This is a genomic window from Umezawaea beigongshangensis, assembly GCF_016464305.1.
Taxonomy (GTDB): Bacteria; Actinomycetota; Actinomycetes; order Mycobacteriales; family Pseudonocardiaceae; genus Umezawaea_A; species Umezawaea_A beigongshangensis.
Map to the genome: position 1 here is coordinate 187352 of NZ_JAEIOJ010000009.1, position 20276 is coordinate 207627.

A 20276-nucleotide genomic window follows, 5' to 3' on the forward strand; every position below is an offset into this window, starting at 1 on the left:
TAATACCAACCCTATCCTGGGACGATGGTCCGCCAACCGCTCACACCCGAGCAGATCGAAGCAGGCAGGCGTCTCGGCGCACTGCTGCGCCGCGCGCGAGCGGGGCGCGACCTCACCGAGGTCGCGCACGCGGCGGGCATCTCACCGGAGACCCTGCGCAAGATCGAGACCGGACGACTGCCCTCCCCGGGGTTCGGCACGATCGTCTGCCTCGGCAGGGCACTTGACCTGCCGCTCGAGGAGTTGGCGGCCTGCTGGCGCGGCAACGACCAACCACTCGAAGCCGTCTCCTAGCCACCGCCGCGCACCGCCCGGCCCCCCACCCCGCGCGGAGGACGCTCAGCCGATCCCGGCGGGCCCGGACCGCTCGCGGGATCGGCGCGGCGCGTGATCGAGCAGGGTCTCGGCGGCCGCTCTGGCGTGACGGCCGTAGTGCGGGTCGTCGAGCACCATCGCACGGCTCGCGGCGCCGTCGGCGAGGGTGACGAGCTGCTCGGCCAGCAGTTCCGGAGCGTCGACGCCGAGTTCGTCCACCAGAGCGGTCACCAGCGCGAGCATCACGAGCTTCTGCTCGCGCGCGAAGGCGTGCACGCGACCGGAGGGGTCGGGGTGCTCGGCCGCCGCGTTGACGAACGGACACCCCCCGACGACTCCGTCCGGCCTCGACCGCACGGCGAACATCGCCAACAGCCGGTCGCGAGGCGGGAGGTCGGCGCGCGCCAGGGTCTCCAGCAGCGTGTACCCGGACCCCAGGAGGTGGTCCAACTGCGCCAGGACGAGGTCCTCCTTGGTCGGGAAGTGCGCGTAGAGGGTCCGCTTCGAGACCGGAGCCTCGGCGGCGACGTCCTCCATCGTGGTCGCCGTGATGCCCCGCCTCGCGAAGAGACTGCTCGCGGCGACGAGCACGCGCTCCCGGCCACCCCTCCCGGCTCGACGCACCGGCTCACCGCCCATGCCCCGACTGTACGGCAGCGTTTACACGATGCGGACGCTCCGCCGCGGTCACCGATGTAAACGAAAACGTGTACTTAAGGGGTGGCATGACAGCGGTGACGAGTGACCTCGCCGGGACGGCGGAGCGGCTCATCCGAGGTCGGCGCGCGACCAGGGCGTTCCTGCCCGACCCCGTGCCCGAGGCGACGCTGCGGGTGGTCTTCGACCTGGCCGGTGCCGCGCCGTCGAACTCCAACGCGCAGCCCTGGCAGGTCGAGGTGGTCAGCGGAACCGCGCGCGACGAGCTCGCCGAGGCTCTCGTCGCCGCGCACCGCGCCGGTCGGCGGACGGTCGACTTCCCCTACAGCGAGGACATCTACTCACCGGCGCACCAACGCCGGCGCGAGGCGGCGGGCAGCGCGCTCTACGGCGCGCTCGGCATCGGCCGCGACGCCCACGACCTGCGCGACGCCCACGACGTCACGAGCCTCGGCTTCTACGGCGCACCGCACGTCGCGCTGCTGTTCGCACCGGAGTCGGGTGATCCGCGACTGACCGCCGACGTCGGCATGTACGCGCAGACGCTGCTGCTGGCCATGACCGCTCACGGGGTGGCCAGCTGCCCCCAGGGGCTGCTGAGCTTCTACGCCGACACCGTGCGCGACACGCTCGGCGTCACCGGCGGCAAGCTGCTGCTCGGAATCTCGTTCGGCCAGGCCGATCCCGCGGCCGCGGTCAACACCGTCACCGTCGGCCGCGAACCCCTGGCCGAGACCACGCGGTTCCACGGCTGACCGGACCACCGAGCCCGCCTCCCGGACCGTCGACCGCCCTCGGGCCGACGCCGGGCCGCGGTGGTCCAGCCGCGCCCCGGTACCGCTCCCGCACGGGCGCTCAGTGCGGGGAGCGGTTCACCACGCTCGCGCGGGAGCGGGAGAGCGGCGCGGGTGCGCCGACGCGGTCACGCCGGTGCGCCCCGGTCACGAGCGACGCCTCGTCGCCCGGTTCCCGCTCTTCCCGTTCAGCGAGACCCGCGCGGTGGTCCAGGAGGTCGCCGTACGTCGGAGGAGCGCCCCGCCAGCCCAGTTCGCGGTGCCGCACGGTCATGCGGTTGAGCAGCCACACGTCGGCCATCTCCGGGGTCTGCGGAGTCATGCGGGCCTGGAGGCGGATCAGCGGGTTCTCGTGCTCGCGAGCCTGCTCGTCGGTCATGGCGTGCGTGCCCAGCAGCAGGACCAGTTGCGCACGGCGGCCGGTGGAGGTGTCGGTCATGACGGCCATGATCCGGGCGGGGTCCTCGCACGATCGAGACACCGTGCTCCGCCGGAGACCGTCACCGGCAGCGACGGCCCGGCGAGGTCCTCTCCTCCGGAAACCCGTCGCACCGGGACGGTCAGTCCTGGACGGTCGGCCGGATGGTGATCTCGCCGATCTCGACGTCGTCGGGCTGTTCGACGGCGAAGGCGATGGCGCGGGCGACGGCCTCCGGCCGGATCGCGAACTCGGCCATGTTCTCCCGGACGGCGCCACGCAGCACGGGATCGTCGATCGAGTCCGCCAGTTCGGTGCTGACGTAGCCGGGCGAGATCGAGGTCGTGCGCAGCACGCCGTCGGTGGACTCCTGCCGCAGACCCTCGACGACGGTGCGCACGGCGTTCTTGGTCCCGGCGTAGACCGCCATGGTGGGCGTGATCTTCAGCCCCGCCGTGGACAGCGTCGTCACCAGGTGGCCGCGTCCCTGACGGCGGAACACCGGCAGTGCCGCAGCGACGCCGTGCAGCACGCCGCGCACGTTGACGTCGATCATCGCCGACCAGCCGTCGACGTCCAGGTCCGCCACGGGTCCGATCTTGCTGATGCCGGCGTTGCCCACCAGCACGTCGAGCCGGCCGAACTCGGCCACGGCCCGATCGACGAGCCGGTGCAGGTCCTCGCGGCGGGTGACGTCCACCGCGCAGGCGACGGCACGGCCGCCCCGATCGCGGATGTCGCGCGCGAGCGCGTCGAGGCGGTCCTCGCGGCGCGCGCCGAGGACGACGGCCGCGCCGCGTTCGGCCAGCAGTCGTGCCGTCGCCTCGCCGATGCCGCTGCTGGCCCCCGTGATGGCGACGACCTTGTGGGTGATGCCCGTCATCGTGCTCCCCCTCCACTAGTGTGGACACGTGTCCGCTTCTTCACGTTAGTGGACACGTGTCCGCTTGTCCACGCCGCACCGAAGAGGGCAGATGAACGCACCCCGCCTGCGCGCCGACGCCGCCGACAACCGGGCCAGGATCGTCGAGGCCGCACGGGACGCCGTCGCCGGTTCCGACGAGTTCAAGCTCAACGCCGTCGCCAAGCGGGCGGGGGTCGGCCAGGGCACGCTCTACCGCCACTTCCCCACGCGGGAGGCCCTGCTCGCCGAGGTCTACCGGTTCGACGTCGAGGAACTCGTGGCGGCCGCGCCGGCCCTGCTCGCCGAGCACGACCCGATCACCGCACTGGCCCGCTGGTTCGACCGCCTGGTCGACTACGCGCGGGTCAAACGCGGGGTGCTCGCCGCTGTCGAGGCGGGGGTGTGGCAGGAGCTCTCCGCCCACGGCCTCGGCCCGATCGGAGACGCGATCACCGCGCTGCTGGACGCCGGCAGGGCCGCCGGGGCCGTCCGGTCCGACGTGGACGCGCGCGACGTCGTCCTGCTCCTGGGCTACCTGACCCGGCTCGACGAACAGGAGTGGGACACCCGTGCCCGGCACCTGCTGCACGTCGTCCTGGACGGTCTGCGCGCGCGGGAGTAGGCGACCGCGTCGCGGCGGCCGGCCCCGTTCCCGCGTCCTCCAGCCCGCACGACGACGACCGGGTGGGCGGCGGACGTGCCGCCACCCACCCGGCCACCGCCATCGCGCCCCGGCTCTCCCGTCCGCGGTCCTGCCGGGGCGGGTCGTCAGCCGCCGAGGCCGGGCAGGCCACCGCCGCCGAGGAGCGGGAGGTTGCTCAGGAGATCGTTGAGGAGCGGCAGATCCCCGACGAGCGGGAGCGCGCGCTCCGTGCTCGCCGTGTCCGTGCCGAGCTGCTGCGCGTTCGCGGCACCCGTGCCCGCAGCGATCCCACCGACGGTCGCGACGAGCAGAGCCGTCGCGGTGAACGTCTTTCGCATGACGATCCTTCCAGTTCGGGAGCCGCCCACGCTAAGGAGATCCACCCGCGCCGCGCCGCGCCGACACGACGGCCCGCCTCGTACTTCACCGTCTCGACGGTCCCCCGACCGTGAGAGTCGGTCCACGGCCGACACCGCTCGCGGGTGCGGGCCGCGGTTTTCTACGGTCCTGGGGTGAACGTGACATCACTGGGCCACCGCACCGACCTGGCGCTGCTGCGGCTCGGCGGCACCCTCGTCCAGGACCGGGGCGACCACCTCGTCGTGCGCAGTCCCCACAACCCGGCGCACTGGTGGGGAAACTTCCTGCTCCTGCCCGCGGTACCGGCACCACGCGACACCGCCGCGTGGCTCGACCGGTTCGCCGCGGAGTTCCCCGACGCCGAGCACGTCGCCCTGGGCTTCGACGGGGTCGACGACCGTCCCGACGCGCTCACCGCGCTCACCGGGCACGGGCTGCACGCCGCGGCGACCACCGTGATGACCGCGACCGCGGTGCACCTCCCGCGCCACTGCGACCGGAGGGCCACCTGCCGTCCGCTGACCTCCGACGCCGACTGGGAGCAGGCCGTCGAGCTGCAGGTGCTCTGCCACCAGCACGACGACGGCGGCGACCCGGCGGACCACCGCGTCTTCGCCACGGCCAAGGCCCTGACGGACCGGCGGCTGGTCGAAGCCGGGCACGGCGCCCGGTTCGGCGCGTTCACCGACGGGCTGCTGGTCGCGCAGGCGGGTCTGTTCACCGCGGAGCCCGGCCTGGTCCGGTTCCAGTCGGTCCAGACGCACCCGGGGTTCCGCGGCCGCGGTCTGGCCGCGACCCTGGTGCACCGGCTCGGCCACCACGGCTTCGACGCGCTGGGCGCGGTCACCCTGGTGATGGTCGTCGACCCCGGTCACCCGGCGATCCGGCTCTACCGCTCGCTCGGCTTCACCGGCTCTCAGGCGCAGTTGCAGGCGCACCGCCCACCCGCGCACGGGCCCGCGTGATCGGCCCCGGGTGCTCGGGAGCGTCACGGACATCCCCGGATCGGCCGGGTGCTGCGGCTGGTGGTGAACCGCGTCCACCGGTCCGGGCTGCGGAGGGAGGACTACGACGACGTCGAGGTCGGCGTGCGGCCGAGCCCGCGGCGGCACGGCCGACGTCCCGCTCGTGCGCGGTCGGCAACTGCGCGGTCGGCAACTGCGGGGACTGCGGGGACTGCGGTCGCCCGGTGACCGCGGTGTGCGGCGGCGGACGGCCGCCGCTACGACGCGGGCCCCGGGTCCAGTCGCGGCCAGAGCTCCTGGTCCAGGGTGAGCCGGACGAGCTGGCGCTCCAGCAGACGGGCCTCGGCGGGGAGCAGGGCACCGCCCCACAGCGGGGCGGTGCTCGCGCCGTCCGCAGCGGCGACGACCAGGGTCAGCACGTGCTCGGGCAGACCGTCGGCACACAGCTCGGCGGTCCAGCGACGGGTGTCGGCGCGAGCGAGCGCGGCGATCTCGGGCAGGGTGCTGAGCTGGGTCACCAGCGCGATGCTCTCCCGCACCTCGACCTCGTCGTGGGAGGAGGCCAGGCACGCTCTGACGTAGGCGCGGACCAGACCGCCGGGTGCCTGGTCGGCGGGATCGACAGCGGCGGCCACCTGCGCCCGGAACGTCTCCAGCAGATCGTGCGCCAGAGCGCGGACGAGGTCGTCCTTGGCGGCGAAGTGGTAGAGCAGACCGCCCTTGGACACCTCGGCCTCGCGGGCGATCTCGTCCAGGCTGGCGGCGATGCCGCGGGTGCGGATCACGGTGGCGGCCGCGTCGAGCAGCGCCCGGCGGGTCTCCTCCGGCGTGCGCCCGGCCTTGCGTGCCATGCTCACCCTCCTTCCGACGCGCTCCCGGTGCCCGCCGCGCTCCCGTTCATACCGGAGGGGATGGTGCGCCAGGCGACCAGGGCCGCGCCGGCGGTGATCACGGCGGCGATCACCGACGTGGTCTGCACGGCCGTGGTGAACGCCTCCCGCACGGTCTCCGCCAGTGCGGAGGCGGGGTCGAGCGCGACCAGCGCCGAGGCCGCCGAGTCCTCGACGGAGGGGCGTGCCGCGTCGGGCACGTCCAGGTTCGCCCGGTAGACCAGGTTCACCACGGACCCGAGCACGGCGATGCCGAGCACGACGCCGAGTTCGTAGGCGGTCTCGGAGATGGCCGACGCTGCGCCGGCCCGGTGCGGCGGCACCGCCGAGACGACCGCGTCCACGGTCAGCGTCATCGCCAGTCCCACGCCCATCCCGACCGGCAGGAGGGCCAGTCCCAGCCACAGGTAGCTCTCCGCGCCTTCGGCGACCGCGACCAGCAGCAACCCGACCGCGGCGACGGCCAGCCCGGCGGCCACGGCGCGACCGGTGCCCCACCGCGCGGCGGCCGCGCCGACCACGCCGACGACCAGGACCGCGGCGATCGTGGTGGGCATCTCCGCCAACCCGGCCACCAGCGGACCGAAGCCGCGCACCAGTTGCAGGTACTGGGAGAAGAAGAACAGCAGCCCGGTGAGCGCGAAGATCGCGATGACGTTGGCCAGGACCGCGCCGCTGAACGCCCTGTTCCGGAACAGGGCGACGTCGATCATCGGCGAGTCCGTGCGGCGCTGCCGCCGGACGAACAGGGCCCCGGCCGTCAGACCGGCCAGCGCGCAGCCCGCGGTCCACACGTCCGGGCCGGAGCCGACGGCGTGCTTGATCGCGTACACCAGCGGGGTGACGGCGGCGAAGGACAGGACGGCCGAGAGCGGGTCGAACCGGCCGGGGTCCGGATCGCGGGACTCCGGCAGCAGCAGTGCTCCCGCGACGAGGAGGACGAGCACGACGGGCACGTTGATCAGGAACACCGAGCCCCACCAGAAGCGCTCCAGCAGCGCGCCGCCCACGAGCGGTCCCAGTGCCAGGCCGCCTCCCGAGCCCGCCGACCAGATCGCGATGGCCCTGGTGCGCTCGCGCGCGTCGGGGAACAGGCCGCGGATGATCGACAGCGTCGAGGGCATGATCGTGGCACCGGCGACGCCCAGCAGCAGGCGGGCGCCGACGAGCATCTCCGCGCTGGTGGAGAACGCCGCCAGCAGGGAGGCTGCTCCGAACGCGGCCGTGCCCGCCAGCAGCACCCTGCGGCGACCGACGCGGTCGGCGAGCGTGCCGCTGGTGACCAGCAGGCCCGCCAGTGCCAGCGAGTAGACGTCGCCGATCCACAGGATTTCGGTGGCGGTCGGAGCCAGGTCGCGGGACAGCGACGGCACGGCCAGGTAGAGCACCGTGCCGTCGACGGCCAGCAGCAGCACCGAACCCACCAGCACCGCCAGAGCGGCCCAGCGACGCCGGGAACCCGGAACGACCCGGTTGTTCGTCATGCTTGAACTATACCGTCCAGACGGTACAGTTTTGTGCGCGTCGTGACCGGAGCCACGACGAACAGGCCGACCTCCCGGCGCTCGACGGCGCGCACACGCCTCGGTGTCGCCGATGTCGTCGCAGCGGACGGTGAGCACCACCCCCGGCTGGGCGACGCCGTCGTCGGGCGCGACCGGAGCGTCAGCGCAGCACCCGCCCGAGGAAGCCGCGCAGGTGGCCCGCGACGACGTCGAGGTGGCTCTCCAGCAGGAAGTGACCGCCGTCGACCAGGTGCACCTCCGCGTCCGCGGCGTCGCGGGCGAAGGCCCGCGCGCCCTCCGGCCCGAAGATCTCGTCGTTGCGGCCCCACACGGCGAGCACCGGAACTCCGCTGGTGCGCAGGAACTCGTGCAGCAGCGGGTAGAGCGGGCGGTTGTTCTGGTAGTCGCGGAACAGCGCCAGCTGGATCTCGTCGTTGCCCTCGCGGGAGATCAGGGCCGCGTCGTGCTCCCAGGTGTCGGGGCTGACCAGGCTCGGGTCGGGCACGCCGTGCACGTACTGCCAGCGGATCGCGTCGACGCTCAGCGCGGCGCGGACGGCGGGTTCGGTGTCGGGGCCGGGATTCGCCCCGTAGGCCCAGACGTCGGCCCAGAACGACTCGACGAAACCGTCCTCGTAGCCGTTGCCGTTCTGGGTGACCACGGCGGAGATCCGCTCGGGGTGCTTCAGCGCGAGCCGCCAGCCGACGGGGGCGCCGTAGTCCTGGACGTAGAGGGCGTAGCGCTTCAGGCCCAGCTGGTCGAGCAGTCCGGAGGTGAGTTCGGCGAGGGCGTCGAAGGTGTAGGTGAACCGCGCCGCGGACGGGGCGGCGGAGTGGCCGAAGCCGAGGTGGTCCGGCGCGATGACGCGGTGGTCCCCGGCCAGCAGCGGGATGAGCGCGCGGAACATGAACGAGCTGGTCGGGTAGCCGTGCAGCAGGACGATCGCGGGAGCGTCGGCGGGGCCCGCCTCGCGGTAGAAGATCTCGTGGCCGTCGACGGTGGCGGTCCGGTGGTGCACCGAGTTCATGTCTAACCTCTTCAAAGATTTGATCCGGTTAGTTCCTCACCAGGCAAGCACGGGGTGGGCTAACCTGTCAAAGGATGTGATCCGGTTAGAAGGGGGCGGGGCCCGATGGACGTGCTGCTGGACCTGCTCAACAGCAGGCCGCTGGTCAACGGTGAGGAGCAGGACGCGCTGGGCGACCCGGCCGCTGGCAGGCGCTGGGCGCGGGAGCACGGCGGCGACGGCAGCCTCGCGGAACTGGCGCTGCTGCGCGAGGCGCGGGACCTCCTGCGGGACGTGGTGAGCGGTCACAGCCCTCCCGCCGCGCTGAGCCCGCTGCTCGACGGGGTCCGCCGGGTCCCGGAGTTCACCTCGGACGGGCTGCGGTGGACGGTCGAGACTCCCCCGCACGCCCGGCTGGCCGTCGAGGTGGTCCTGGCCTGGGCCGCCGCCGAGGAGCAGCTGCCCGGCCGGTTGCGCCCCTGCGCCAACGACGAGTGCCAGCTCTTCCTGCTCGACCGCAGCCGCGCCAACCGCGCCCGCTGGTGCTCGATGGCCGTCTGCGGCAACCGCGAGAAGGCACGCCGCCACTACGAACGCACCCGCTGATCCGCCGGGGAACGCGGCGACACGGAGCTCTCGCGACACCGCTGTGGACGGTCGTCGGCGAGCTCGTGCGGCCGGTCAGGTCCGCGCGGTGACGCGGAGCGCGAGCCGGGGACGCAGCGCGGCGGACGGCACGGTGCGCACCGGGCGGTAGGACACCGGGTCCAGGCGCCAGCGACCGGCGACGGAGGCCAGGACGAGCACCGCCTCGGTGAGCGCGAACCGGTCGCCGATGCACTTGCGCGCCCCGACCGCGAACGGGATGTAGCCGGTGCGCGGGGGCGGCGGGCGGGACGGGCCCCACCGGTCGAGGTCGAACACGGTGGCGTCGGGGAACACGTCGTCGCGGTTCTGGACGGTCACCGCGCTGTAGGCGATGGTGCTGCCCCTCGGGAAGCGGTGCCCGCCGAGCGTGGTGTCGACGCTGGTCTCCCGCGTCAGCAACCACCCCGGCGGCCACAGCCGCAGGGTCTCGTCGAAGATCGCGGCGGTCACGGGCAGAGCGGGCAGGTCGCCGTGGGCCGGTGCGCGACCGGCGAGGACGGCGTCGACCTCCTCGTGCAGCCTGCGTTGCACGTCGGGCCGGGTGGCCAGCACGTGCAGCGCCCAGGACAGCGTGCTGGAGACGGTCTCCACCCCGGCGATGGCGAAGGTCACGACCTGGTCGACGACCTCGGTGTCCGACAACCCCCGACCGGCGTCGGCGGACTCGGCGTCCCGCGCGGCCAGCAGACCGGAGAGCAGATCGCCGCGGTCGACGCCGCTCGCCCTGCGCTCGGCCACGACACCCGCCGCGGTGGCGCGCAACCGGCGCAGAGCGCGGTCGAAGCGGCGGTTCATCGGCAACGGCAGGCGATCGGCCCACGCCGGGAGGAACATCCGCACGCTCAGCGCCTCGGCCAGGTGGACGATGTCCTCCCGCGCGTCGCGCAGCGCCCGCGGCGGGATCGTGTCCGAGAAGACGGTGGCGACCAGCATCCGCGAGGTCAGCGCCGACAGCTCCCCGAACACGTCGAGCGTCGCGCCGTCGCGCCAGCCGCGCAGCACCTCGTCGATCTCCCCGGCCATGATCGCGGCGTAGCCGGGCATCCGGTCGGTCCGGAACGCCGGTTGCAGCAACCGCCGCAGTCGGCGGTGATCGCGGTGGGGGCATCCGGCCAGGCCGTTGCCCATGATCTCCACGACCCGCTCGAAGAACGGTCCGCCCTTGTCGAACGTGCGGTCGTCGAGCAGCAACTGCCGGGTCAGCGCGGGATCGCACACCACCACCGCGTCGACCGGCCCCATCCGCACCCGTACCAGATCACCGTGCTCGGGCAGTGACCACAGGAACCCGATCGGATCGCGCAGCAGCGCCACCGCGTGCCCGAGCACCGGCAGCGCGCCCGGCGCCATCGCGATCACACCGCCCGCCCGGTCCGCGCCGTCCGGCTGAGCCCGGGACGTCGACACGGCGGACCTCCTGCGCGGCCGGAGCTGACCCTGCCCGGCCAGTCTCCCGATCCTCCGGGACCGGCGCCAGCACCCCGCCACCTCTGGGCGACGGGATCACCCGCACGCGCGAACGCGCCCCGCGCGGGTACCGCCGCACCGCCCCGCCGGTTCTGGCCGCACCTGCCCCCGGAGACCCGCGACCAGCGCCGAGGCCCCCGGTCATCCCGCGGGGAAACGGTCCGGCAGCGCTTGCAGCAGGTGCGGCGACGGGGCGAAGCCGTGCCGCCGGTAGAGCGGCACGGCGCGTCCCGACGAGTGCACGGTCACCCGTTCCAGCCCGAGTTCCGCGGCCAGGCTCAGGAGCGCCTCGACCAGCACGCCGCCGAGACCGCCGTCGCGAGCCTCCGGCACCACGTACACGCACTGCACGTCACCGCACACTCGCGACAGCGCCCCCGGCGCGGGCACGCGAGCGGTGACCGCGAGGAACCCCATCCCGATCACCCCCTCCCCGTCCACCAGGACCAGGCACGGGTGCGTGGTCGCGTTCTCCCGCGCCCACCGTGCGAACTCCCGCACGAACTCCTCGCGACCAGCGCCGGGCGCACCGTCGTGCTCGGCCACCCAGCGCCACCGCAACCCGGCCACGGCGGCGAACTCGGCAGCTCGCGCGGGACGGACCTCGATCCTCGTCATGCCCCCGATCCTGGACCGCCGCACCGCCCCGCGGCGCACAACGGCGGCCGCTCGCCGGGATGAACCCGTTCGGTTGTCCGGCACCCGTGCCGATCCGGCTCGGCGCAGCCCACGCCGTGTCCCGTCCGCGCCGCGGGCCGCCCCGCCGCTGCCGCGGACGACCTCCCGCACCCGGTCGAGGGCGGTGCGCACGGAGGGGTCGGAAGCGACCCGGTCGACGGCGGCGCGCAGTTCCTCCGCGGTGACGGTGCCGGGGTCCAGCCGCTCCCCCAGCCCGAGTTCGACGACCCGGTCGGCGTTGACCACCTGTTCGGGCGTCCGGGGGCAGGACGACCAGCGGGACGCCGCGGCGCAACGCCCCCACGACCGGGTTCATCCCGGCGCGGGAGACAAAGGCGGCGGCGTGCCGGAGCACGGCGAGCCGGGGGAACCGAGATCGTACGTCCACAGTGGAGGGAAGTGGGCCCGGTGCGCGATGTCGGTGTCGCCCACGGACGTCGCCACCCGCCGCGCGCCAGCACCGGCGACGGCGTCGGCGTGCTCCGGAGCCGTGGCGCACTCCACCCGGTGGCCACGCCGGAGCAGTTCCTCGACCGGGGCAGGATCGGCGTGACGTGACCGCGGCCGGTCAGGACGGCGAACAGCACGCGCGAGGACGCACCTCCGCAGCGCAGGAGCGGTCACCGTCCGCACCAGCGGACCACCGCCCCGGCAGGGCGTGCTCGGTGAACCGGCCGGCGGCGGTGAAACCGAGGCGCCGGTAGACGGGTTCGCCGTCGCTCGACGCCTGGAGGACCGCGGTCGTGGCACCGGCCGCGCGCGCGGCGCGCAGGACCGCCGAGGTGATCGCGCCGCCGTGGCCGCGACGGCGGTCGGCGGCCAGGGTGGCGATGTTGTAGATGCCAGCCACGCCCGCGTGCAGGAACGCCTCCGCCGTGCACACCGGGCGTCCGTCGACCCGGCCGATCAGGTAGCGGGCCGGGTGGGCGGGGGCGAGCGCGCGGTCGGCGACGTCGGCGTAGAAGCGGCGAACGGTGGCCGCGGGCGGGTCCCAGTTGGCGGCGAGGACGGCGGCGAAGTCGGCCAGGTCCTCCGGCGTGGTCACCTGGCTGATGTCGAGGCCGTTCGTCGGCGTCGGCGGCGGCAGGTCCGTCAGATCGCGCCACATGCCGCTCTCGGAGTCCGCCGCGGGCAGACCGGCCGCCGCGAGCAGGTGTCCGAGGCCGTGCGGACGGGAGGCGGGGCCGACCCACCAGGCGAACGGGCGACCGGTGGCGCGCACGTGCTCGACGGTCTGTTCGACGCGCCGGACCGCGTCCCGCGGGGCGAAGCGGGCGTTCGCGACGAGGTTGAACGTGTCGTCGTCCAGGCCGCTGTCGGCGACCAGCAGGTCACCGGTCTCGACGACGGTGGCGCTCGGCGAGTTCCGGTGCAGGTGGGCGGCGTGCTCGGCGAGGTTGTGCTCCATCGCCTCCTCGATCGTCACGGCTGAGCACGGTACCCGCCGGACGAAACGTGATCACCGGGGTTTCCCGCCCTCCGGCTACCCGCGATCCGCGCTCGGCTCCGGTCTGGCGTGCAGGATCTCGCGCCCCTGCTCCGCGGCGCGGGTGATGCTCTCGGAGACGAAGTCCACGAAACGGGCGATGTTCTCCAGGCGCGCGGCGGCCGGGGTGCCCGGTCCGAGGACTCCGACGCCCCGCCGGGCGATCCCGACGAGGTGAGCGGTGGAGCGGGCGCTGGTCATCATCGACCGGTACCAGACGTCGTCGTCGACGACGTAGCGCTCGCGGCGGCGCTCGTCGCGTTCCCGGCGGACCAGGCCGTGCTCTTCGAGGTACGTGATCGCCTTGGAGATCGACGCCGGGCTGACCCGGAGGCGCTGGACGAGCTCGGCCGCGGTGAGGCTGCCCGCGTCGGTGGTGGACAGGCACGCCAGCACCTTCGCCATCATCTTCGGCGTGCCCGTGCGCATCAGGACGGTCGTGAACGTCTCCTGGTAGTCGCGCACGGCCTCGGCGTCGCGTCCGTGGGCCTGCGGGAGCACCTGCGGATCTCGGGACGCGACGCGCCTGCGCCGGTGGGCGCGGTGCTCGGTGGCGCGGTGGGCGAGGTCGGCGCGGTAGGCGGCGGGACCGCCGTTGCGCCCGACCTCGCGCGTGACCGTCGAGGTCGGGCGGTCGAGACCTCGGGCGATCTCCGCGTAGGCCAGGCCGTCGGCCAGTCCCAGCGCGATCTGCTGTCGGTCCTGCTGGGTGAGCCTGCCTCCCGGCACCGCGACCTCCTCCGTGCGTCCTCCCCCTCAGCGTACGACCGCCGCCACGACGAGGACGGGAACGGCGGCCGACGCGGGAAGCCCGGTCGCGCCTCAGGCCGCGACCGTCGCCGGGGCCGCCGCGACGTTGGAGCTGAACCCGCGCTCCGCCGGTGTGGCGGGGCTGGTCTGGGTGCGGTTGAACATGCCGATGACGACCGCCACCAGACCGATCAGGGTGCCGGTCTGCTCGGAGGTCAGGGTCAGGCCGAAGCCGATCAGCAGTGCCAGCACGGCATCGGACAGGGCCAGCACGACGCTGGCGAGCGTGTCCTTGGTGGCCCGCGCGACGTAGACGCCCAGCAGGGCAGCCACCGCCGCGTTGACCAGGCTGATCTGCTCGGCCGACCAGCTCAGGCCGAGCGAGACGACGAGGGCGATGGCGGCCTTGATGAGCCCGGCCACCAGGGCCGGTTCACGTCCGAAGATCATGGCTTCCCCTCGGTGCGAGCGGTTCGCGCTGGTGCGCGCATCATGGCAACGCGACCGTCACCGACCCGCGTCGCCACCGTCGCGCGGCAGTCACGGGAGCGTCACCGGCGCACGCGGCGGCTCGCCGATCACGCCGCCCGCGCCAGGCGTCCACGACGCATCGCCCGGTAGACGGCCAGCATCGCGCGGATGCCGCCGGGCATCGAGCAGCAGCGCACGTACTCCTCGATCGCGTCCGGTGTGGCGCTGTCCGGGTGGCCGCGCTCGTTACGCCCGGCTGGCCGTCGAGGTGGTCCTGGCCTGGGCCACCGCCGAGGAGCAGCTGCCCGGTCGGCTGCGTCCCTGCGCCAACGACGAGTGCCAGCTGTTCCTGCTCGACCGCAGCCGCGCCAACCGCGCCCGCTGGTGCTCGATGGCCGTCTGCGGCAACCGCGAGAAGGCGCGCCGCCACTACGAACGCACCCGCTGATCCCCCCCGACGACCCTCACGCCGCTCCGGGTGTCCGACCGGACGAGCGCGTTGCACCACCGGCGTGATCACGACGCGCCGCGGCGTTGTCGGTGGTCCGCTCTAGGGTTCGCGCTGTGGTGGAGAGACCGAGCACGTACTGGCGGCGGACGGTGTCGGAGGAAGCGGAACAGGTCGCCGCCGGTGTCCTGGCCCGGGGCGAGGCCCACGCCGCGCAGCTGTGGCCGCCGCGGTTCACCGCGGAGGTCGACGAGGTCCTGCTCGCCTACGAGCGCGAGATCGCCGCGCTGGACGAGCCGTCCGACGAGGCGGTCTGGGCGGCGGTGGAGCGGGCCGTCCTCGCTCTCAACGACGTCAACGTCGAGCACGGCCGCATCGAGACCGAGGAGCGGGAGGACCTGTGCGAGCACCTCGACGCCGTCCTGACCCGCGCGGGGGTCGACGTCGATGCGCTCACCGGCCGACGCGACGCCGACCGCAGCGAACTGACCGACGAGTGGCGCGAGTGGTGAGACCGCTCCCGCCCACGGGTGGCCCGACCGGCCGGAGGCGGCCGTGACCACGACCCACCGGCAGGTCGGCGTCGTCGAAGCCTCGCGCGGGTGCTTCCTGTTCGAGGCCGAGGAGCTGCCGCAGACCGGGCCCCGCGCCGAGTACGGCGCGATCCTCGTCGACCCCGGCAGCGGTCAGCTCGAACTGCTCACCGATCGCGACTACGGCCCCGTGCACCTCACCGTCGAAGTCCACGACGGCCCCGTCCCGCCGACGACGCGCACCTGGAAGGAGGCCGTCACCGCGACGGTGCGCTGGCAGGGCACGAACACGGCCCGCATCTGCGCACTCGAAGTCGACCTGTGCGACTGGTGGGAGGTTCCGCTGCCCGCACCGCACTTCGTGCTCGACGTCCGCTACCGGGAGCTCGGCGAGCAGGAGCACTGGCTGCTGCGCCTGTGGCCCGCGACCGCGCCGCAGGCGACGGTGCCGCGACCCGCCCGCGCCCGGACGGCGATCCTCCCCGCGATCCGGTGCGACCTGTGATCCACTGCTGAGCCGGGAGGGGACCGGTTCTCCTCGCACCGGACGAGGTGAGGAAGTGCCGATGACGGATCGTGCGCACTCGATCGAGTCGATGCAGCAGCTCGCCGCGGTGTGGCGCGTCGTGGTGCTCGACCGGGATCCCGGCGCCGACGTGCGGGACCTCCCCGGCGTCGCCGTCCGCTGGGCCGACAGCGAGTTCGTCTTCTGGAACTGCGTCACGCTGACCGACGTCGGCCCGGACGCGGAGCTGCTCGGGCGACGGCTGGGCGTGGCGGCGGACGTCATGCGCTCGAAGCAGCGGGCCGGTTTCCTGTGGCTCTTCGAGGGTCTCCTCGACGACGACGCCCGCGCCGCGCTGGACGCGGCGGCCGGGCGCGCGGGCCTGCGGCACGCCTTTCCCGGCACCGGCATGGCCGCAGACCTGCTCCCCGTGCCCGACCCCGTCCACCCCGACCTGACGTTCGCGCGCGTGCGCACGAACGAGGACCTGCGGGCCTACGCGGACCTCAACTCGCGCGCCTACGGCTTCCCCCTCGAAGCCGGCCGCGACGGCCTCCTCGGCTCCTCGCTGTGGACGAACGAGGTGCACGCCTACCTGGGCCTGCGGGACGGCGTGCCGGTGACGTGCGCCTCGGCGGTGGAGGCGGAGGGCCGCCTGTTCGTCGCGCTCGTCGCCACCGATCCGCGGTGGCAGCGCAGGGGCTACGGCGAAGCGGTGACGCGGAAGGCGCTGCACGAGGGTGGCCGGGCCACCGGACTGACCCGTGCCACCCTCCACGCCACCGTCGCGGGAGCACCCGTGTACCCGAGGATCGGGTTCGAGCCGAACTCGCCGATCCGCTTCTACGGCCTGGACGGCTGAGCGGTCACAGCCTGGGGTCGACCGGCTCCGACTCCAGGGCCAGCACCGCGAAGGCGCACTCGTGCACCCGCCACAGCGGTTCACCGCGCGCCGCGCGCTCCAGTCCCTCCAGCCCCAGCGCGTACTCGCGCAGCGCCAGGGAGCGCTTGGCGCCCACCGCGCGCTGCCGCAGCCGCGCCAGGTTCGCGGGTTCGGTGTAGTCGGGGCCGTAGACGATGCGCAGGTACTCCCGGCCCCGCACCTTCAGCCCCGGCTGCACCGGGCCGCGCTTGCCGCGCAGCAGGTTCGCCATCGGCTTGACGACCATCCCCTCGCCACCGGCGGCGGTCAGCTCCTCCCACCACGCCACCCCCGCACCGGTCGACGCCTCGTCTCCGGTGGTCACCAGCAGCCGCCGCGTGGTCGCGAACAGCTCCTCGTCGGCCTCGCGCAACCGGTCGGCCAGGGCGAGGTGCCAGCCGTGGTCCCGCCGGGAGAACGTCGCCCCGGACGCGGCCAGCAGCTGGAACGGCGCGAGCCGCACGCCGGTGAGACCGTCGGTGTCCCAGCGGTAGCGGCCGTACGCCCGGTCGAACGCCGCGGCGTTGGCGAGCCTCGACGTGGTGCGGGCCAGCAGGTCGGCCACGTCCGCGCCGCGCTCGCTCGCCGCGGTCAGCGCGCGCACGGCAGCGGGCAGCGCCGCCCCGGCGGCCGCCCCGACCGCGGCGTAGCGCTCGCGGAGGAGGCCGTCCGCCTTGGCGCTCCACGGCAGCAGTTCCGCGTCCAGCAGCAGCCAGTCGCTGTCCAGCTCCTCCCACAGACCCGCCGCGGTCACGGCGTCGCGCACCCGCCCCAGCAGCTGCGCCGTCAGCTCCGGGCCGAAGAACGGACGGCCGGTGCGGGTGTGCACCGCGCCGACGCCCTCCGCGCCGAAGCGCGCCGCCGCGGCGGCCTCGTCCCGGCACACCAGCACGATCGCGCGGGAGCCCATGTGCTTCTCCTCGCACAGCACCTCCCCCACCCCGGCGGAGCGGTAGGCCTCGAACGCCTCGTCGGGGTGCTCCAGGACGTCCTCGCGCCGCGACGTCGCCACGGGAGACATCGTCGGCGGCAGGTGCAGCAGCCAGCGCGGGTCCACCGCGAACCGGCTCATCACCTCCAGCGCCGCTGCGGCGTGCTCCGCGCCCACGGTGATCCGGCCGTGCTCGGCGGTGGCCACGACCCGCTTGCCCGCCACGTCGGTCAGGCTCAGCACGCCCGGCTCGCGCGCCACCGGCGCCTGCGGCGCGACCAGCGGCCTGACCGGCGCGTACCAGACCTCGTGGGCGGCGACGGAGACCACCTCGCGCTCCGGGTAGCGCAGGGCGGTCAGCTTCCCGCCGAACACCGCACCGGTGTCCAGGCACATCGTGCCGTTGACCCACTCCGCCTCGGGCACGGGCGTGTGTCCGTAGAGGACGGTCGCCGAACCCCGGTACTCGTTCGCCCACGGGTAGCGCACCGGCAGGCCGTACTCGTCGGTCTCGCCGGTGGTGTCGCCGTAGAGCGCGAAGCTGCGCACCCGTCCCGACGCGCGCCCGTGGTACCGCTCGGGCAGACCGGCGTGCGCCAGCACGAGGTCACCACCGTCGAGGACGAGGTGCGACACCAGGTCGTAGCAGAAGCGCTCCACCCGCGCGCGGAACTCGGCCGGCTCCGCCGACAGCTGCGCCAGCGACTCGGCCAGGCCGTGCGCGACGGTCACCTTCTTGCCGCGCAGGGCGCGCACGAGCTTCTGCTCGTGGTTCCCGCAGACGGCGAGCGCGTGTCCCGCCTCGACCATGCCCATGACCAGACGCAGCACCCCCGGCGTGTCCGGGCCCCGGTCGACCAGGTCGCCCACGAACGCCGCGCGCCTGCCGCCGGGGTGCGCGGCGTCCACCGCGCGCCCCTCGGCGTCGCGCACCAGCGCGTAGCCCAGTTCCGTCAGCAGCTCCTCCAGCTCGGCGCGGCAGCCGTGCACGTCGCCGATCACGTCGAACGGCCCGGTGTCCTGCCTGCGGTCGTTGAGCAGCGGTTCGACCACGATCTTCGCGGCGTCCACGTCGGACTGCGCGGACAGCACGTGCACCCGCCGGAAGCCCTCCTTCTGCAGGTGGCGCAACGACTTGCGCAGATCGGCGTGCTGGCGCCGCACGACGTGCGGGCCGAAGTCGCGGTCGGGGCGGGAGGCGTTGCGCTCCAGGCACACCGCCTCGGGCAGGTCCAGCACGATCGCCACGGGCAGCACGTCGTGCGCGCGGGCCAGCGCCACCAGGCCCGCGCGGGCCTCGCGCTGCACGTTGGTGGCGTCCACGACCGTGATGCGGCCGGCCGCCAGGCGCTTGCCCGCCACGAAGTGCAGCACCTCGAAGGCGTCCTTCGTCGCGGCCTGGTCGTTCTCGTCGTCGGAGACCACACCGCGGTAGTGGTCGCTGGAGAGGACCTGCGTGGGGGCGAAGTGCCGGTGCGCGAAGGTGGACTTGCCGGAGCCGGAGGTGCCCACGAGCACGACCAGCGACATGTCGGGGACGACGAGCTTCACCGGGTCTCCTCGGGGGTGAACACGGCCATCTGGGTGGGCGGACCGTGCACGGGGTCCTCGGGGCCGATCGGCAGGTACCGCACGCGCAGGCCGTGCCGGGCGGCGACGCCGTCGGCCCACCGCGCGAACTGCGCCCTGGTCCACTCGAAGCGGTGGTCGGTGTGCCTCATCTGCCCCGCGGGCAGCGTCTCGAACAGCACGTTGTGCTCGGCGTTCGGCGTGGTCACCACCACCGCGCCCGGCGCGGCCACCTCGAACACCGCTCGCTCCAGCGCCGGCAGGCGGTCGGGCTCGACGTGCTCCACCACCTCCATCAGCACCGCCGCGTCGTGACCGGCGAGCGACGGGTCGGTGTAGGTCAACGCCGACTGCCGCAGCGAGATCCGCTCCCGGACCCGGTCGGGCGCGCGGTCGAGCCCGAGCCGGGCGTGCGCCGCGGCCAGCGCGCCGGCCGACACGTCCACGCCCAGCACGTGCGTGAACGACGGATCGGCCAGCAGGTCCCGCAGCAGCGCCCCGGCGCCGCAGCCGAGGTCGAGCACCCGGCGCGCGCCCAGTTCCCGCAGCACGGTCAGCACGGCCTGCCGCCGCTGCTCGGCCAGCGAGATCCGCGGCGGGACGAGGGCGTCGTCCAGCTCGCCCTCCGCCGGGTCGTCGCCCTCGGCGAGCCTGCTCAGCGCCGACCTCACCAGGACGGAGGTGCGCTTGAGGTAGCGGCTGGTGATCAGCTCCCGCTCCGGGTGCGCGGCCAGCCAGCCCTCACCGGCGCGCAGCAGCTTGTCCACCTCCTGCTGCTCCACCCAGTAGTGCTTGGCGTCGTCGGCGACGGGCAGCAGCACGTACAGGTGCCGCAGCGCGTCGGACAGCCGCAGCTCACCGGTCAGCTCGACGTCGCAGCAGCGCGAGTCGCCCCACTCGGGCACCGCGGCCGACAGCGGGACCGGCCGTGCCGCGACGTGCCACCCCAGCGGTGCGAACAGCCGCCGCAGCAGTTCCGGACCGCCGCCGCAGGGCAGCGCGGGCAGGTGCACCCGCAGCGGGATCGCCGAGTCCGCCAGCTCCTGGTGTCCGTCGCAGCGCCCGTTCATCGCGGTGCGGAACACCGCCCCCAGCGCGACGGCCAGCAGCGAACCCGCCGTGTAGGGACGGTCGTTGACGTACTGCCCCAGCGTGAACGCGTCGTCCCGGCGCCCCCGGACCAGACCGATCGGGTCGACCTCCAGCAGCAGCGCCGCGGTGCACTCCCGCTCGTCGGCGCGCGGGTAGAACACGTGGGCGGTGCCGGAGGCGACGCGGAAGGGCTGCACCTTCGCGGGGTGCTTGTGCAGCAGGAAGCCGAGGTCCGTCGCGGGTCGGTGGGTCGTGGTGATGGTCAGCAGCACACCGGGAGTCTGCCCCGGGGCACGGCCCGCGCACCTGCGGATCAGCG

The 20276-nt window shown here is 74.0% G+C and carries 22 protein-coding genes and 1 pseudogene; 9 read left to right on the plus strand and 14 right to left on the minus strand.

Annotated features, from left to right (window positions below; all coding sequences use genetic code 11):
- Positions 1 to 24: 24 nt before the first annotated feature.
- A complete protein-coding gene (locus IMZ35_RS22230; RefSeq protein WP_199443085.1) occupies positions 25 to 294 on the plus strand; it encodes a helix-turn-helix domain-containing protein in 270 nt (89 codons plus the stop codon).
- Positions 295 to 339: 45 nt separating this feature from the next.
- Here IMZ35_RS22230 and IMZ35_RS22235 read toward each other — a convergent pair whose 3' ends face one another.
- Positions 340 to 954, minus strand: a complete 615-nt coding sequence (locus tag IMZ35_RS22235; protein ID WP_199443086.1) for a TetR/AcrR family transcriptional regulator — start codon at positions 952 to 954, stop codon at positions 340 to 342.
- A gap of 95 nt (positions 955 to 1049) precedes the next feature.
- Between IMZ35_RS22235 and IMZ35_RS22240 the strand changes: the two genes are divergently transcribed.
- Positions 1050 to 1727 (plus strand): nitroreductase, encoded by a 678-nt coding sequence (locus tag IMZ35_RS22240; protein ID WP_307868585.1) that lies wholly within the window; start codon positions 1050 to 1052, stop codon positions 1725 to 1727.
- Positions 1728 to 1827: 100 nt separating this feature from the next.
- Here IMZ35_RS22240 and IMZ35_RS22245 read toward each other — a convergent pair whose 3' ends face one another.
- Both IMZ35_RS22245 and IMZ35_RS22250 read right to left on the minus strand, forming a co-directional pair.
- A complete protein-coding gene (locus tag IMZ35_RS22245) occupies positions 1828 to 2205 on the minus strand; it encodes a hypothetical protein (RefSeq protein ID WP_199443088.1) in 378 nt (125 codons plus the stop codon).
- A gap of 121 nt (positions 2206 to 2326) precedes the next feature.
- Positions 2327 to 3067: an SDR family oxidoreductase gene (locus tag IMZ35_RS22250; RefSeq protein ID WP_199443089.1), complete on the minus strand. Its 741-nt coding sequence runs from the start codon at positions 3065 to 3067 to the stop codon at positions 2327 to 2329.
- Positions 3068 to 3158: 91 nt separating this feature from the next.
- Between IMZ35_RS22250 and IMZ35_RS22255 the strand changes: the two genes are divergently transcribed.
- A complete protein-coding gene (locus IMZ35_RS22255; protein WP_199443090.1) occupies positions 3159 to 3710 on the plus strand; it encodes a TetR/AcrR family transcriptional regulator in 552 nt (183 codons plus the stop codon).
- 146 nt (positions 3711 to 3856) lie between these two features.
- Here the strand turns inward: IMZ35_RS22255 and IMZ35_RS22260 are convergent, their stop codons facing one another.
- Entirely contained in the window at positions 3857 to 4069 is a 213-nt protein-coding gene (locus IMZ35_RS22260) for a hypothetical protein (RefSeq protein WP_199443091.1), read from the minus strand.
- A 174-nt stretch (positions 4070 to 4243) separates the two neighbouring features.
- Here IMZ35_RS22260 and IMZ35_RS31865 point away from each other — a divergent pair, with 174 nt between their 5' ends.
- Positions 4244 to 5056, plus strand: a complete 813-nt coding sequence (locus IMZ35_RS31865) for a GNAT family N-acetyltransferase (protein ID WP_199443092.1) — start codon at positions 4244 to 4246, stop codon at positions 5054 to 5056.
- Positions 5057 to 5313: 257 nt separating this feature from the next.
- On the opposite strand, the gene IMZ35_RS22270 is transcribed toward IMZ35_RS31865, so the two are convergent.
- The 3 genes from IMZ35_RS22270 to IMZ35_RS22280 form a co-directional block, all read right to left on the minus strand.
- The gene (locus IMZ35_RS22270) at positions 5314 to 5907 is read right to left on the minus strand and encodes a TetR/AcrR family transcriptional regulator (RefSeq protein ID WP_199443093.1); all 594 of its coding nucleotides are present in this window, start codon (positions 5905 to 5907) and stop codon (positions 5314 to 5316) included.
- Positions 5908 to 5909: 2 nt separating this feature from the next.
- Entirely contained in the window at positions 5910 to 7430 is a 1521-nt protein-coding gene (locus IMZ35_RS22275) for an MFS transporter (RefSeq protein ID WP_199443094.1), read from the minus strand.
- Between the two features lie 181 nt (positions 7431 to 7611).
- Complete coding sequence (locus IMZ35_RS22280) at positions 7612 to 8478, minus strand: alpha/beta fold hydrolase (protein WP_199443095.1); 867 nt, start codon at positions 8476 to 8478, stop codon at positions 7612 to 7614.
- A 105-nt stretch (positions 8479 to 8583) separates the two neighbouring features.
- On the opposite strand from IMZ35_RS22280, the gene IMZ35_RS22285 reads away from it, so the two are divergent.
- Positions 8584 to 9063, plus strand: coding sequence for a CGNR zinc finger domain-containing protein (locus IMZ35_RS22285; protein ID WP_199443096.1), 480 nt, complete (start codon positions 8584 to 8586; stop codon positions 9061 to 9063).
- A 75-nt stretch (positions 9064 to 9138) separates the two neighbouring features.
- On the opposite strand, the gene IMZ35_RS22290 is transcribed toward IMZ35_RS22285, so the two are convergent.
- The 5 genes from IMZ35_RS22290 to IMZ35_RS22310 all read right to left on the minus strand — a co-directional run bounded on the left by IMZ35_RS22290 (position 9139) and on the right by IMZ35_RS22310 (position 13936).
- The gene (locus tag IMZ35_RS22290) at positions 9139 to 10512 is read right to left on the minus strand and encodes a cytochrome P450 (protein ID WP_307868588.1); all 1374 of its coding nucleotides are present in this window, start codon (positions 10510 to 10512) and stop codon (positions 9139 to 9141) included.
- Positions 10513 to 10713: 201 nt separating this feature from the next.
- Positions 10714 to 11496: a GNAT family N-acetyltransferase gene (locus IMZ35_RS31870; protein WP_307868589.1), complete on the minus strand. Its 783-nt coding sequence runs from the start codon at positions 11494 to 11496 to the stop codon at positions 10714 to 10716.
- Positions 11497 to 11818: 322 nt separating this feature from the next.
- Positions 11819 to 12676: a GNAT family N-acetyltransferase gene (locus tag IMZ35_RS22300; protein WP_307868591.1), complete on the minus strand. Its 858-nt coding sequence runs from the start codon at positions 12674 to 12676 to the stop codon at positions 11819 to 11821.
- Positions 12677 to 12733: 57 nt separating this feature from the next.
- The gene (locus IMZ35_RS31875) at positions 12734 to 13465 is read right to left on the minus strand and encodes a helix-turn-helix domain-containing protein (RefSeq protein WP_199443097.1); all 732 of its coding nucleotides are present in this window, start codon (positions 13463 to 13465) and stop codon (positions 12734 to 12736) included.
- A 93-nt stretch (positions 13466 to 13558) separates the two neighbouring features.
- On the minus strand, positions 13559 to 13936 hold the full coding sequence (locus IMZ35_RS22310) for a hypothetical protein (protein WP_199443098.1): 378 nt from the start codon (positions 13934 to 13936) through the stop codon (positions 13559 to 13561).
- 265 nt (positions 13937 to 14201) lie between these two features.
- Here IMZ35_RS22310 and IMZ35_RS22315 point away from each other — a divergent pair.
- The 4 genes and pseudogenes from IMZ35_RS22315 to IMZ35_RS22330 form a co-directional block, all read left to right on the plus strand.
- Positions 14202 to 14405 (plus strand): annotated as a pseudogene (locus IMZ35_RS22315) (CGNR zinc finger domain-containing protein); the annotation flags it as partial.
- Between the two features lie 116 nt (positions 14406 to 14521).
- On the plus strand, positions 14522 to 14917 hold the full coding sequence (locus IMZ35_RS22320; protein ID WP_199443099.1) for a hypothetical protein: 396 nt from the start codon (positions 14522 to 14524) through the stop codon (positions 14915 to 14917).
- Between the two features lie 43 nt (positions 14918 to 14960).
- On the plus strand, positions 14961 to 15443 hold the full coding sequence (locus IMZ35_RS22325; RefSeq protein ID WP_199443100.1) for a hypothetical protein: 483 nt from the start codon (positions 14961 to 14963) through the stop codon (positions 15441 to 15443).
- Between the two features lie 61 nt (positions 15444 to 15504).
- The gene (locus tag IMZ35_RS22330) at positions 15505 to 16305 is read left to right on the plus strand and encodes a GNAT family N-acetyltransferase (protein ID WP_199443101.1); all 801 of its coding nucleotides are present in this window, start codon (positions 15505 to 15507) and stop codon (positions 16303 to 16305) included.
- A 4-nt stretch (positions 16306 to 16309) separates the two neighbouring features.
- Here IMZ35_RS22330 and IMZ35_RS22335 read toward each other — a convergent pair whose 3' ends face one another.
- Together IMZ35_RS22335 and IMZ35_RS22340 are read right to left on the minus strand one after the other, a co-directional pair.
- Positions 16310 to 18847 carry a polynucleotide kinase-phosphatase gene (locus IMZ35_RS22335; protein WP_199443102.1) on the minus strand — a complete coding sequence of 846 codons (2538 nt, stop codon included), beginning with the start codon at positions 18845 to 18847 and terminating at the stop codon, positions 16310 to 16312.
- Positions 18844 to 20229: a 3' terminal RNA ribose 2'-O-methyltransferase Hen1 gene (locus IMZ35_RS22340; RefSeq protein WP_199443103.1), complete on the minus strand. Its 1386-nt coding sequence runs from the start codon at positions 20227 to 20229 to the stop codon at positions 18844 to 18846. The genes IMZ35_RS22335 and IMZ35_RS22340 overlap by 4 nt, the downstream gene beginning before the upstream one ends.
- Positions 20230 to 20276 lie beyond the last annotated feature (47 nt).

Coding starts and splice junctions, on each gene's coding strand:
- IMZ35_RS22230 (WP_199443085.1), top strand. CDS start 25: ATGGTCCGCCAACCGCTCACACCCGAGCAGATCGAAGCAGGCAGGCGT.
- IMZ35_RS22235 (WP_199443086.1), bottom strand. CDS start 954: ATGGGCGGTGAGCCGGTGCGTCGAGCCGGGAGGGGTGGCCGGGAGCGC.
- IMZ35_RS22245 (WP_199443088.1), bottom strand. CDS start 2,205: ATGACCGACACCTCCACCGGCCGCCGTGCGCAACTGGTCCTGCTGCTG.
- IMZ35_RS22250 (WP_199443089.1), bottom strand. CDS start 3,067: ATGACGGGCATCACCCACAAGGTCGTCGCCATCACGGGGGCCAGCAGC.
- IMZ35_RS22255 (WP_199443090.1), top strand. CDS start 3,159: ATGAACGCACCCCGCCTGCGCGCCGACGCCGCCGACAACCGGGCCAGG.
- IMZ35_RS22260 (WP_199443091.1), bottom strand. CDS start 4,069: ATGCGAAAGACGTTCACCGCGACGGCTCTGCTCGTCGCGACCGTCGGT.
- IMZ35_RS22270 (WP_199443093.1), bottom strand. CDS start 5,907: ATGGCACGCAAGGCCGGGCGCACGCCGGAGGAGACCCGCCGGGCGCTG.
- IMZ35_RS22275 (WP_199443094.1), bottom strand. CDS start 7,430: ATGACGAACAACCGGGTCGTTCCGGGTTCCCGGCGTCGCTGGGCCGCT.
- IMZ35_RS22280 (WP_199443095.1), bottom strand. CDS start 8,478: ATGAACTCGGTGCACCACCGGACCGCCACCGTCGACGGCCACGAGATC.
- IMZ35_RS22285 (WP_199443096.1), top strand. CDS start 8,584: ATGGACGTGCTGCTGGACCTGCTCAACAGCAGGCCGCTGGTCAACGGT.
- IMZ35_RS22310 (WP_199443098.1), bottom strand. CDS start 13,936: ATGATCTTCGGACGTGAACCGGCCCTGGTGGCCGGGCTCATCAAGGCC.
- IMZ35_RS22330 (WP_199443101.1), top strand. CDS start 15,505: ATGACGGATCGTGCGCACTCGATCGAGTCGATGCAGCAGCTCGCCGCG.